The sequence below is a fragment of the Sphingobium sp. RC1 genome (assembly GCF_059738765.1).
Window position 1 is genome coordinate 177,422 of record NZ_AP027308.1, and the last position, 12,272, is coordinate 189,693.

Genomic DNA, 12,272 nt, shown 5'->3' on the forward strand with positions numbered 1-12,272 from the left:
GCAGAACCCTTTCCCCAAGATCAACGAGATCCCAGCTTTCGCTGGGATGACGGGATTTAGATCAATGACCGACATTCTCGACGAACCGATTTACAAGACCGATGCCCTCATTGCCGAGGATATCGACGAATATCTGAAGGTGCATGAGCACAAGACGATGCTGCGTTTCATCACCTGCGGGTCGGTGGACGACGGCAAGTCGACGCTGATCGGCCGCCTGCTCTATGACAGCAAGATGATCTTCGAGGATCAGCTGGCCGCTCTGGAAGCAGACAGCAAGAAGGTCGGCACGCAGGGGCAGGAGATCGACTTCGCCCTCCTCGTCGATGGCCTCGCCGCCGAGCGGGAGCAGGGCATTACGATCGACGTCGCCTATCGCTTCTTCGCCACCGAAAAGCGCAAGTTCATCGTCGCCGACACGCCCGGCCACGAACAATATACGCGCAACATGGTGACGGGTGCTTCGACCGCTGACCTCGCCGTCATCCTGATCGATGCGCGCAAGGGCGTGCTGACGCAGACGCGGCGGCACAGCTATCTCGCGCACCTGATCGGCATCAAGAACATCGTGCTCGCCATCAACAAGATGGACCTGGTTGATTATGACCAGGCGGTCTATGACGGCATCGTCAAGGATTATACCGAGTTCGCTCGCTCGATCGGCATCGAACATTTCGTGCCGATGCCGATTTCCGGCTTCAAGGGCGACAATATCACCGGCCCTTCGGAAAACACGCCCTGGTACAAGGGTCCGGCGCTGATGGCGCATCTGGAGACCGTCGAGGTCAACAGCGCGACCGACGCGGAAAAGCCGTTCCGCATGCCGGTGCAGTGGGTGAACCGCCCGAACTTGGACTTCCGCGGCTTTTCGGGCCTTATCGCGACCGGCACGGTGAAGCCGGGCGACGCGGTGCGCGTGCTGCCTTCGGGCAAGACCAGCACGGTGACGCGGATCGTGACGCTAGACGGCGATCTGGATCAGGCGGTCGCCGGGCAGTCGGTGACGATCTGCTTTGCCGACGAGATCGACTGCTCGCGTGGCGACGTAATCGCGCTGGCGGACAATCCGCCGCAGGCCGCTGACCAGTTCGAAGCCACCATCGTGTGGATGGCGGACGAGGAAATGCTGCCCGGCCGTCCTTATTGGCTGAAGATCGGGACGCAGACCGTTACCGCGACGGTTCAGCATCCGAAATATCAGGTGAACGTCAACACGATGGAGCATCTGGCGGCCAAGACGCTGGACTTGAACGCCATCGGTGTGGCGAACCTGTCCATCGACAAGCAGATCGTGTTCGAGTCCTATGAGCAGAACCGAACGCTGGGCGGCTTCATCCTGATCGACAAGATCACCAATGCGACGGTGGCAGCGGGCATGCTGCACTTCTCGCTGCGGCGGGCGCAGAATGTCCACTGGCAGGCGACCGATGTCACCCGTGAGTTCCATGCGGGCCTTAAGAACCAGAAGCCTGCCGTGCTGTGGTTCACCGGGCTTTCGGGTGCGGGCAAATCGACCATCGCCAACCTCGTCGAAAAGAAGCTGGCGCGCATGAACCGCCATACTTTCCTGCTCGACGGCGACAATGTGCGTCACGGCCTGAACAAGGACCTCGGCTTTACCGACGCCGACCGCGTGGAGAATATCCGCCGCGTGGGCGAAGTCGCGAAGCTGATGACCGATGCGGGGCTGATCGTCATTACCGCCTTCATCTCGCCTTTCCGGTCGGAGCGGGAAATGGTGCGGCAGATGATGCAGCCGGGCGAGTTCATCGAGGTGCACATCGATACGCCGCTTGCTGAAGCAGAGGCACGGGACGTCAAGGGCCTCTACAAGAAGGCGCGTGCCGGGGATCTCAAGAACTTCACCGGCATTGACAGCCCCTATGAGCCGCCAGAGGACCCGGAAATCCGCATCGACACAACGGCCATGACCGCCGAGGAAGCGGCCGACGCCATCGTCGCCAGGTTGATCCCATGAGCGGCGGCATGAGCGATGCCGACCTGGCGGCGCATCTTGCCGAAACCGCTGGGCGCATCCTGCTTGAGGTGCGCGCCAGCGGCATGTTCAGCGCCAAGGCGCTGGGCAAGGCGGGCGATCAAACGGCCAACCAGTTCCTTGTTCACGCCCTGCGCGAACAACGGGGCGAGGACGGGTTGCTGTCTGAGGAAGAGAAGGACAATGCCGAGCGACTGAGCCAGAGCCGCGTGTGGATCGTGGATCCTGTCGATGGCACCCGCGAATATGGCGAGGAGCGATCCGATTGGGCAGTCCATGTCGGTCTGGCGATCGATGGGCAGCCGGAGATCGGCGCTGTAGCGCTGCCGGGCCTTGACCTGACCGGGACAGGGAAGGGCACAATAGTTCGATCGGATCAGCCGCAGCCGATCCCGCCTGCACCCGAAAAGCTGCGCATGGTGGTCAGCCGTACCCGCCCGGCCGCCGAAGCTGTCGCGGTCGCGGAAAAGCTGGGTGCCGAACTTGTTCCGATGGGCTCGGCCGGTGCCAAGGCGATGGCGGTGATATTGGGGCAGGCAGACATTTACCTGCATTCCGGCGGCCAATATGAATGGGACAGCATGGCACCCGTCGCGGTGGCGAAGGCGCATGGCCTGCACTGCTCGCGGATTGATGGCAGCCCGCTGATCTACAATCAGGCAAATGTGTATCTGCCTGACCTGCTCATTTGCAGAAAGGAACATGCTCAGCAGTTACTGGCCCTTATCGGGGAAGTGCAGGTCAGCGCCTGATAATCAAAGCTGAGGACTGCCGACGCCTGTTTAGTGAGGATCGAGCCATGCCGCACAGCACGCGGCGTGGCTCGAAGCTCATTTCGTCAAAGAAAATTGCACGGAAACTGTCGCACCCAAAGTCAGTTCACCTGGCTCGACCGAACTTGGTGGAGAGGGAGGTGGTGGGCGCTCCAGCCATGCGGCCCGTCACCATTGGCGGCTGAACCGAGTAACTCCTAAAAATCGGCACCGATTGCGCGATAAAGGGATATGCGGTTTAGCAACAGCTCAAGGTCCGTCGCGATCGCGCTTCGCCGGGCGGAATAGAGCGAGCGTTGGTTCACAAGTGTGGTCAGGAACGGATCGATTCCCGCGCGATAACGCTGTTCGGACAAGGCATAAGCGTTCTCATTCGAAACGACCAAAGCTCGCTGAGCCTGCTGCTGTTCACCTATTGTGCCTCCGCGTGCCAAGGCATCGGCGACTTCACGAAAAGCGCTCTGAATGGCCTTCTCATAGCTGGCTAGAGCAGCCTTTTGCTGCGCCTTGCTATACTCAACATTGCCTTTGACTCCGCCGCCAAAGATGGGGAGGCTCGCCGAAGGAGCCGCTGTCCAACTGAATGCCCCGCCCGTGAAAAGCGACGACAGTGCTGAACTGGCGACACCGATCGCCGACGTCAGGCTGATCTTTGGAAACATCGCAGCCCGCGCGGCGCCGATATTTGCATTCGCAGCCTGTAACTGGTGTTCCGATTGCAGGACATCGGGCCGCTGGAGCAGGACATCTGATGAAATACCGGCGGGAACTTGCGCGGTCGTGCTGATCAGAGTGGAGAGTGACAGCGGGAGTAGAGCTTCTTCTACCGGCGCCCCGGCGAGCAGGTCCAGCGCGTTGCGATCCTGCGCTACCTGCGTAACTGCGGACGCGACATCGGACCTCGCCTGTTCTACGATCGTTTCCGCTTGATGGACATCGAGCTTGCCGGAAAGACCGACGCCGTTGAGCGATCGTGTAAGCGCGAGCGTTCTTTCGGCGCTGCTGAGCGTGTCGCGAGCTACGGCGAGCAATTGCTGATCCGCAGCAAGCGTTGCATAGGCGCTGGCCGTCTCCGCGACGAGCGCGATGCGCGCGGCTCGCGCACCCTCCTCGCTCGCGAGATAGGATTGAAGGGCGGTTTCACTCAAGTTGCGCAGGCGGCCGAACAGATCGATTTCGAACGCACTAAAACCGATGTCGGCGCTATAGCTGTCCTGACGTTGGTCATTCCGGCGCGTGAGCGTTGCGTTGGCATCCGCCGTAACCGTAGGCATCTGCGCGGCTCGCTGAATGCGATATCGGGCGCGCGCCGCGAGAACGTTGGCCAGAGTTACGCGAAGATCCCGATTGTTGATCAGTGCCCGATCAATGATGGTCCGCAGCCTTTCGTCGCCGACTAAAGCCGTCCAGGGTAAGCCTGCCTTTTCTGTAGGAAGGGCGGCTGAATATGCGGATCCATTTGGCCAGGCGGGCGGAACGGGCGCGGCGGGCCGTTCATATGCGGGCGCCAGATTGCAGGCGGTCAGCGTGACGGACAGGCTGAGGGGGAGCAAGCGCTTCATGCGGGCACCTCCGATCCGGTGACAGGTGAATGGCCCTTGCGTCTGAAAAGCCGCATGATCGTGAAGAAGAATAGCGGCACATAAAATATCGCCAACAGGGTTCCGGTCAGCATGCCGCCAGCAACCGCCGTGCCGATGGCGATGCGGCTTTGTGCGCCAGCGCCATGAGCGAGCGCCAGCGGCATAACGCCCGCGATGAAGGCGAGCGAGGTCATTATGATCGGTCGGAACCGGAGTTTGGCCGCCTCGATCGCTGCGCTCATTGCATCCTTGCCATCGCGATAGGCGAACTCGGCGAATTCAACGATGAGGATTGCGTTCTTTGCCGCCAGCCCCATCGTGGTGAGGAGTCCTACCTGGAAGAATACATTATTCTCCAGCCCGCGCGCCCAAACGGCGACGACTGCTCCGATCAAGCCCAGTGGGATTACGAACAATATTGCGAGCGGCACCGACCAGCTTTCATAAAGGGCAGCGAGGCAGAGAAAGACGACCAGTACGGAAAGGGAATAAAGCAAGGGGGCCTGTCCGCCGGACAATTGTTCCTGGTAGGAAAGGCCGCTCCAGGCATAGCTGGTTCCGGTCGGCAATTGCTGCTGCAAACGCACCATTTCATCCATGGCCTCTCCCGAACTCGCACCGGGTGCCGCCTGTCCCTGTATTTCATAGGAGGATTGGCCGTTAAAGCGCGACACTGTTGTCGGACCCATTTCCCAATGGGTGGTGGCGAAAGCGGAGAGTGGAACCATTTCGCCCGTGGCGGCAGAGCGCACCTGCCAGTTTTCAATGTCGGTCGGCAAAGCTCGATAAGGCGCGTCTGCCTGCATAAAGACGCGCTTCACGCGTCCCCGATCAATGAAGTCATTGATATAGCTACTTCCCCAGGCGGAACTCAACACATCGTCCACATCATTTTGTGTAAGTCCAAGCACAGCCAGCTTTTCATTATCGATATCGACCTTCAACTGAGGCGTGTCCTCAAGCGTAGCGGCACGCACACCCCCAAGCAGAGGGCTTTGAGAAGCTGCAGCGAGCAGCTGGTTGCGCACGGCCAGGAACTTGTCCCGGCTGAGGCCGCCTGTGTTGAGCAGCTCGAAGGTGAAGCCGTTCGACTGGCCCAGGCCACGGATAGCGGGCGGCGTCATGGCCAGAATTTTCGCATCACGTATGGCTGCGAGCTGCTTTGTAGCTCGGTTCGCGATCTCGGTCGCGCTGTTCGCCTTACCGTTCCGGTCTTCCCAAGGGTTGAGATTGATGAAGCCTTGTGCGGTATTTTCGCCCTGTCCCGCAAAACTGAAACCTTGGGCGATGAATATGCTGCCGACGTTATTTCCTTCTTCGCTTTGGAAGTAGTTGCGAACACTCTCGACCACTTGCGCGGTTCGCGTGGACTTGGCGCCAGCGGGAAGGGTCATCTGCACCATGACCTGCCCCTGATCCTCTACGGGGAGGAAGCTGGTCGGCAAGCGAACGAAGATTAGCGCAAGGACGCCCAATATCAGCAGATAGATTGTCCAGAAGAGGGCGCGCCGATGCATGATTGCTTCGAGCCGCCGCATATAACCGCCGGTCACGCGCCCAAACCAGCGGTTGAACCGGCCCGCCCATCCCTGCTGACGGCGCTCCTCACTGGCCGATTTCAACAATGTGGCGCACAGAGCGGGCGACAGGATGAGCGCAACCACCACGGACAGAAGCATGGAGGACACAATAGTGATGGAGAACTGCCGGTAAATAACGCCCGTTGAACCGCCGAAAAAGGCCATGGGCAGGAGAACGGCCGAAAGGACAAGGGCTATGCCAACCAACGCACTGCCTATCTCTTCCATCGATTTGATCGTGGCGGCGCGGGCGCCAAGCCCCTCATCGTGCATCAGCCGTTCGACATTCTCGACGACTACGATCGCGTCATCGACCAGAAGGCCGATGGACAACACCATGCCGAACAGGGTGAGCGTGTTGATGGAATAGCCGAAAAGGGCGAGCACGCCGAAGGTCCCGAGCAGGACGACCGGAACCGCCACCGCCGGGATCAGCGTCGCGCGCCAGCTTTGCAGAAAGACGAACATGACCACGACGACCAGTCCGACGGCTTCGATAAGTGTCTTGATGACCTCATCCACGGAAAGCCGGATGAAGGGTGTCGTATCGCGCGGGAATGCAATGCTGTACCCATGAGGCAGGTTCGTGGACAGCTCGGCGACCTTTGCCTTGACGAGTTCGGCGGTCTTCAGAGCGTCGGCGCCCGGAGCGAGTTGGAGTGCGATGCCCGATCCAGGATGTCCGTTCAGCGCGGCTGAAAAGGTGTAACTTTCATTCCCAAGTTCGACCCGAGCAACATCGGAGAGGTGAACGACGGACCCATCGCTTTGAGTCTTCACTATGATGTTGCGAAACTCTTCGGGAGTCTGGAGGCGTGCACGCGCGCGAACGGTGGCATTCAGTTGCTGTCCGGCGGGCGCCGGATCAGCGCCGATCTGACCGGCGGAAACTTCGACATTCTGGGAGCGGATCGCGCTTTCAACGTCCGACGGCATGAGCTTTACCGTCGCGAGTTTATAAGGATCCAGCCATATGCGCATGGCATATTGCGATCCAAAAATCTGAACGTTGCCGATACCTTCCAGACGCGAGATGGGGTCCTGAAAATTATTGACCAGATAGTCGGAAATATCAGTCTGAGTGGCTCGATCGGTGCGATCGTACAGCGCGACCAGCATCAGGAAATCGGTCTGCGATTTGGTGACGGTCAGGCCCTGCTGCTGAACGGCATTAGGCAACCGGCTTAACGCCTGCTGCACCTTGTTTTGAACCTGTACTTGCGCGGTGTCGGGGTCGGTGCCTTTATCAAAGGTGACAGTGATACGCGACTGGCCATTGGCCGTAGATGTCGATGAGAAGTACATCAGGCCATCGATGCCAGTCAGTTGCTGCTCAATGACCTGAGTAACGCTGGTTTCTACAGTATCGGCCGAGGCGCCTGGATAATTTGCCTGGATATTGACCGCAGGCGGCGCGATATCGGGATACTGGGCTATGGGCAGCGACAGCATGGCGCCAAGTCCGGCCAGCATGATGCCGATCGCGATCACCCAGGCGAAGATTGGCCGATCGATGAAAAAGCGGCTGAGCATCGGAGGACCTAGCTCCCTTGGCCGACGGTTGCAGCGCGGACGGTATCGCCCGGTTTCACCTTGTCCGTTCCTTCGACGATCAGCCGATCACCGGACTTGAGGCCTGCGGTCACGAGCCATTTGTCGCCTATTGCCTGTGCCGTAGTGACGGTGCGTTGCTCCACCTTGTTTGCGCGATTGACGACAAGCGCCGTGGCATTGCCCTTGGGGTCACGGCTGATCCCCTGCTGGGGCGCGAGTATGCCATTGGGGACGATGGCCTGCGGGGCCACGACGCGTACGAACATGCCGGGAAGGAGGAGACTGTCAGGATTGGGGAAGCGTGCGCGCAGGGTGATGGTGCCGCTATTGGGATCCACGATGGGCTCGGCAAATTCTATGCGGCCTTCAAGAGGATAGTCGCTGCCATCGTCCAGCTTCAGCCGGATGGTGGCACTGGCGGGTAGTGCTTTACCTGAGGCCAGATTGCGGCGCAGCGCCAGGATCTGCGCGCTGGACTGGGTAATATCGACAAAGATGGGGTCAAGCTGCTGGATCGTCGCGAGCGGGGCAGCTTGACTGGCTGTGACCAATGCGCCCGGTGTGACCGAAGAACGGCCAATGCGCCCGCTAATCGGTGCCCGGACTTCGGTGAAGCGCAGACTTATGCTGGCGGTCTGAAGCGACGCGCGCGCTTGTTGAATGGCGGCGCTTGCTTGCCGCGAAGCCGCGACCACGTCGTCACGCTCCTGCGCGCTTACGGCCTCTGTCTGCCCGAGCGCCTGATAGCGACGCGCCTTGGCTTGCGCCGCAATCGCTGTTGCCTGCGCATTGGCGAGGGCCGCCTGCGCCTCATCGCGAGAGGCGCGGTAGAGGGATGGATCAATCTGATATAAAGGCTGGCCCGCATGCACATAGGAGCCTTCGATAAAGAGACGCTTCTGAACGACCCCAGCAACTTGAGGCCGCACTTCGGACATCAGCGTCGAAGCGGTGCGTCCTGGTAGCTCTGTCGATACGGTAACGTCCTGCGCCTGAAGCGTGACCACGCCCACTTCGACCAGCTTTCTCTCAGGCGGTTCGCTTTGGCTGCATGCGGTCGCGAGCAAACAAAAGGCCGCGCCAAATTGAGCGTAGCGGGATGAAGAGAGTGCAGAGCGCAGCGGCATGGCGGCAGGTTATCCAATGGCGGGGTTCAGCAGTGCGGAAACTTCACCCGGCGCAGGGGGAGGGGGAGCGCCGGGTGAAGGACGGGCCAGCTGTCTGACAGGCTCCGACGCTCCCTATTCGCTTCTTGGCAGGTGTTTGAAAAGGCCGAACATGTGCCATTGTGCATCGCAATATGTCGAAATGTATCAGCGCGTATCAGGGGCTCTGAGGAAGGCAGACTTTTAATGCTGAACACCGTAAAAGGCGGCGATGCCTGACCAGATGAACAACCGCCAAGCACGCCTGATCGTAGTCGATGACGACCCCGATATTCGGGACTTGATTGTTCAGCAGTTGCGGCAGGAACATTATGAGGTGGTAGCCGCAGGCAGCTTGGGAGAGCTTTATCAGGCCCTTTCGGTGCATGCGGCCGACCTCATCGTCCTTGACCTCAATCTCCCGGACGGCGACGGGCTGAGCCTGTGCCGGGAGTTGCGGGCCGAAGGAAATGATGTCCCCATCATCATGGTATCCGCCAGAGGCAGCGCGATCGACCGGGTGCTCGGGTTGGAACTGGGAGCGGATGACTATCTCACAAAGCCGTTCGAACCACGCGAATTGCTCGTTCGCATACGCAACCTGTTACGCCGGTCCCATGCTGACGAACCCGACCGGCAGCGCGACAAAGGCGTGCGCCTCGCCAGGCTCGGTCCCTGGCGCCTTGATCTCTTCCAGCGCAGGCTGATCGCTGAAGACGGTCGGTTGGTGATGCTTTCGTCTGCGGAGTTTCGCTTGCTGTCCCGGTTTATCGATGAGCCCAATGTGGTCCTCTCACGGGAAAACCTTGTGCCTGAACGTCGAGCGACTGCTGCGTTCGACCGCTCGACCGATCTACAGGTAAGCCGATTGAGGCAGAAACTGGCGACCATGCCGGGGGGCGAGGAACTCATTTTGACGGTGCGGGGCGAAGGGTATGTACTCGCCAGTCCGGTGTCCTACGAATGATTGAGCGTCTTTGGAGCCGTGTTCGAGGTTTTCTGCGTTCGCTGACAGGACAGATATTCCTGCTGCTGACGATTGGCATGTCGTTGGCCGCGATGCTGGCTTTGCTGATCGCTGAACAGAGCAGGAGTCATGATTTTCAGCAATGGCGCATGCAGCGGGTGGTAGCGAGCGCCGAGGACATCGGCCATCGCCTTCAGCGTGATCCCAAGCGGGTGGAGGCGATGCTGGCGGCCCAGCAAATCATGGGCGCGGCGTTAGCACCGGAGGGCATCGCGGTGGCTGAACCGGATGCTGAGCTTGCAAAAGCGCTCAGGGCGCGGTTCGGCCCCGGGTCGAACCCGGAGGCTAGCCAGGTTCCTGCAGGATTTTGCTTTCCCCGCTTGCGTTATGATCCATCGGCGGGCGCCGCTGGGGTGGTCAACGCGCCGCGCCCGTCCTGCTGGATCGTGCGATTTACCGATAGCACTGGTGCTCGGCGGTCCATGGCGCTCAACCTGCCGCGCATGGAGCGTCCGCCCAGCATGATGGCCAACCCGCTCTATATGCTCCTGATCATCGTTGCATCTGCTGGTCTTGCTATCATCGTGTCCCGGATCGTAACCCAACCACTGCGGCGCCTTGAGCATGCGGCGGAGTCCTTCTCCCTGTCGCTCGATCCGGAAGAAATCCCTGAAAATGGGCCGGAAGAAGTGCGAGCGGCGCTATCGACCTTCAACCTCATGCAACGGCGCGCGCGTGCTGGTTTTGCCGAGCGTACGCAATTGCTGGCGGCGATAAGCCATGATCTGCAGACGCCGCTCACCCGGCTAAGGTTGCGACTTGAACTCGTTGAAAATGAGGAGTTGCGTGCGCGGTTGTTGCAGGACCATCAGGCGATGCAAACCCTGGTCAAGGAGGGACTTGATCTCGCCGCCAGCACTGAGACGCAGGAAGAATGGTCCGTCATTGACATCGATTCCATGCTGGAAAGCATGGTCGAGGATGCGCAGGATCTGGGCGCTCCATTGCGGTTCGCGGGAGGGTGCGGTGGGACGATCCGGGCCAAGCCCAATGCACTGAGCCGATGCATCAGTAATCTGGTCAGCAACGCCCTCAAATATGGTGGCGAGGCCGAAATCGGATGTTCCCGCCAGGGATGCAGACTTGTCATCCACATCCGGGACAAGGGGGCGGGCATACCGCCGGAACAACTAGATCAGATGTTTGAGCCCTTTACGCGCGGGGCTTCAGGGCAGCCGGGTGGGCGGCCCGGCACGGGCATCGGTCTGACTATAGCGAGGTCACTGGCACTCACCTTTGATGCGTCGGTCCGGCTTATGAATGCGGAAGGTGGCGGGCTGGTCGCCCTTATCGAAATGAAGGCGTAAGTTCGATCTTTCGCGTTGCCAGGCGGTCGGCTTCCTCTGGATTATGGGTGACGTAGATTATCGGGAGCCGAAGCTCGTCCCGTATGCGCAGGACAACATCCATGATGTCTTCCCGGCGGGCAGGGTCAATGGAGGCGAGAGGCTCGTCCATGAGCAAGGCTCGGGCGCCAGACAGCAGAGCGCGGCCAATGGCAACGCGTTGTGCTTCGCCGCCCGACAGCGTGCGTGGCCAGCGGCTGAGCAGATGTTCAATCCCGAGAAAATCGACGACTGCTTGTAGAGACATCCATCTGTCCTGCGGCGTCGCAAGCCGATAGCCATAGAGCAGGTTCGCTCGCACCCGAAGATGCGGGAAAAGGCGGCCATCCTGGAAAACATATCCGATGCGACGACAATAGGAGGGCAAATCGATGGCGGCATCGGCATCGAACAATATTTCTCCATCGACGCTGATATGGCCCTGATCCGGGCGCAACAAACCAGCGATCATGTTGAGAATCGAGGTCTTCCCTACGCCGGAAGGCCCCCAGAGCAGAGTGATGCCATCTGATGCTGCAAAGCGCGCCGTAATGAGGGCGGGGCCGAGAACCTTGCGGACGTCGATGTCAAAGGACATGGCTGGACCTATCCGCCGATACACCGCGGCTGAGCGCTTCTGAAAGTAGCAGTGCGCCTAGCGACAGGCAGATCGAAATCACGGCGAGCCGCCATACGACGGCATCGGCGCCGGGAATCTGGAGGGCGCTGTAGATGGCGAGTGACAGCGTGCGCGTTTCTCCCGGGATGTTTGAGACAAAGCTGATGGTCGCGCCGAATTCGCCGAGCGAGCGGGCAAAACCAAGAATGAATGCCGCAGCTAATCCGGGTAGAGATAGTGGGAGGAGGATCGTGAGGAAGCACCAGGTGGGGCTGGCGCCGAGGGTTTGGGCGGCTTCTTCCAGGCGGTGATCTACAGCTTCGATCGACAGGCGGATGGCGCGCACCATCAGGGGGAGGGCCATGATGCCCGCGGCGATGGCGGCGCCGGTCCAGCGGAACATGACGGTCACACCGAACCAGCGTTCCATTATGCTTCCTACAGGTCCGGCAGGTCCGAGGGTCAGGAGCAATAGCCACCCGATCACTACCGGCGGCAGGACAAGCGGGAGGTGAACCGCCGCATCGAGCAGCAGCTTGCCGGGAAAGCGCCAGCGCGCGAGGACCCAGGCGAGGGCGAAGGCCAAGGGCAGAGTGAAGAGCATGGCGGCAAAGCTGACCTTCAGGGACAGCTGGACGATCTCCCATTCCTCCGGGCTGAAGACGGTCAC

9 protein-coding genes are annotated in these 12,272 nt (G+C 60.2%); 4 read left to right on the forward strand and 5 right to left on the reverse strand.

The features are described from left to right. The first annotated feature begins 64 nt into the window (after nucleotides 1–64). Nucleotides 65–1,978 carry a sulfate adenylyltransferase subunit CysN gene (gene cysN, locus AC6JBC_RS14880; RefSeq protein ID WP_498026259.1) on the forward strand — a complete coding sequence of 638 codons (1,914 nt, stop codon included), beginning with the start codon at nucleotides 65–67 and terminating at the stop codon, nucleotides 1,976–1,978. A gap of 8 nt (nucleotides 1,979–1,986) precedes the next feature. After that, entirely contained in the window at nucleotides 1,987–2,748 is a 762-nt protein-coding gene (locus AC6JBC_RS14885; protein ID WP_498026260.1) for a 3'(2'),5'-bisphosphate nucleotidase CysQ, read from the forward strand. Between the two features lie 218 nt (nucleotides 2,749–2,966). Here the strand turns inward: AC6JBC_RS14885 and AC6JBC_RS14890 are convergent, their stop codons facing one another. From AC6JBC_RS14890 to AC6JBC_RS14900, 3 genes are read right to left on the reverse strand one after another with little or no spacing between them, the layout of a single operon-like run. Then, on the reverse strand, nucleotides 2,967–4,331 hold the full coding sequence (locus tag AC6JBC_RS14890; protein WP_498026261.1) for an efflux transporter outer membrane subunit: 1,365 nt from the start codon (nucleotides 4,329–4,331) through the stop codon (nucleotides 2,967–2,969). Next, nucleotides 4,328–7,465 (reverse strand): efflux RND transporter permease subunit, encoded by a 3,138-nt coding sequence (locus AC6JBC_RS14895; RefSeq protein WP_498026262.1) that lies wholly within the window; start codon nucleotides 7,463–7,465, stop codon nucleotides 4,328–4,330. The genes AC6JBC_RS14890 and AC6JBC_RS14895 overlap by 4 nt, the downstream gene beginning before the upstream one ends. A gap of 8 nt (nucleotides 7,466–7,473) precedes the next feature. Then, nucleotides 7,474–8,613, reverse strand: a complete 1,140-nt coding sequence (locus AC6JBC_RS14900; protein WP_498026263.1) for an efflux RND transporter periplasmic adaptor subunit — start codon at nucleotides 8,611–8,613, stop codon at nucleotides 7,474–7,476. A gap of 262 nt (nucleotides 8,614–8,875) precedes the next feature. Here AC6JBC_RS14900 and AC6JBC_RS14905 point away from each other — a divergent pair, with 262 nt between their 5' ends. Both AC6JBC_RS14905 and AC6JBC_RS14910 read left to right on the forward strand, forming a co-directional pair. Then, on the forward strand, nucleotides 8,876–9,598 hold the full coding sequence (locus AC6JBC_RS14905) for a response regulator (protein ID WP_464789861.1): 723 nt from the start codon (nucleotides 8,876–8,878) through the stop codon (nucleotides 9,596–9,598). After that, nucleotides 9,595–10,965, forward strand: coding sequence for an ATP-binding protein (locus AC6JBC_RS14910; protein ID WP_498026264.1), 1,371 nt, complete (start codon nucleotides 9,595–9,597; stop codon nucleotides 10,963–10,965). Before AC6JBC_RS14905 ends, AC6JBC_RS14910 begins: the two co-directional genes overlap by 4 nt. Here AC6JBC_RS14910 and AC6JBC_RS14915 read toward each other — a convergent pair. Both AC6JBC_RS14915 and modB read right to left on the reverse strand, forming a co-directional pair. Continuing rightward, complete coding sequence (locus AC6JBC_RS14915) at nucleotides 10,946–11,581, reverse strand: ATP-binding cassette domain-containing protein (protein WP_498026265.1); 636 nt, start codon at nucleotides 11,579–11,581, stop codon at nucleotides 10,946–10,948. The two genes, AC6JBC_RS14910 and AC6JBC_RS14915, sit on opposite strands and share 20 nt — an antisense overlap. Continuing rightward, the gene (gene modB, locus AC6JBC_RS14920; protein ID WP_498026266.1) at nucleotides 11,571–12,272 is read right to left on the reverse strand and encodes a molybdate ABC transporter permease subunit; all 702 of its coding nucleotides are present in this window, start codon (nucleotides 12,270–12,272) and stop codon (nucleotides 11,571–11,573) included. Before modB ends, AC6JBC_RS14915 begins: the two co-directional genes overlap by 11 nt.

Bases quoted from the DNA above. Each gene is read 5' to 3' on its own strand.
- AC6JBC_RS14885 (WP_498026260.1), top strand. From the start codon at position 1,987: ATGAGCGATGCCGACCTGGCGGCGCATCTTGCCGAAACCGCTGGGCGC.
- AC6JBC_RS14905 (WP_464789861.1), top strand. From the start codon at position 8,876: ATGAACAACCGCCAAGCACGCCTGATCGTAGTCGATGACGACCCCGAT.
- AC6JBC_RS14910 (WP_498026264.1), top strand. From the start codon at position 9,595: ATGATTGAGCGTCTTTGGAGCCGTGTTCGAGGTTTTCTGCGTTCGCTG.
- AC6JBC_RS14890 (WP_498026261.1), bottom strand. From the start codon at position 4,331: ATGAAGCGCTTGCTCCCCCTCAGCCTGTCCGTCACGCTGACCGCCTGC.
- AC6JBC_RS14900 (WP_498026263.1), bottom strand. From the start codon at position 8,613: ATGCCGCTGCGCTCTGCACTCTCTTCATCCCGCTACGCTCAATTTGGC.
- cysN (WP_498026259.1), top strand. From the start codon at position 65: ATGACCGACATTCTCGACGAACCGATTTACAAGACCGATGCCCTCATT.
- AC6JBC_RS14915 (WP_498026265.1), bottom strand. From the start codon at position 11,581: ATGTCCTTTGACATCGACGTCCGCAAGGTTCTCGGCCCCGCCCTCATT.
- AC6JBC_RS14895 (WP_498026262.1), bottom strand. From the start codon at position 7,465: ATGCTCAGCCGCTTTTTCATCGATCGGCCAATCTTCGCCTGGGTGATC.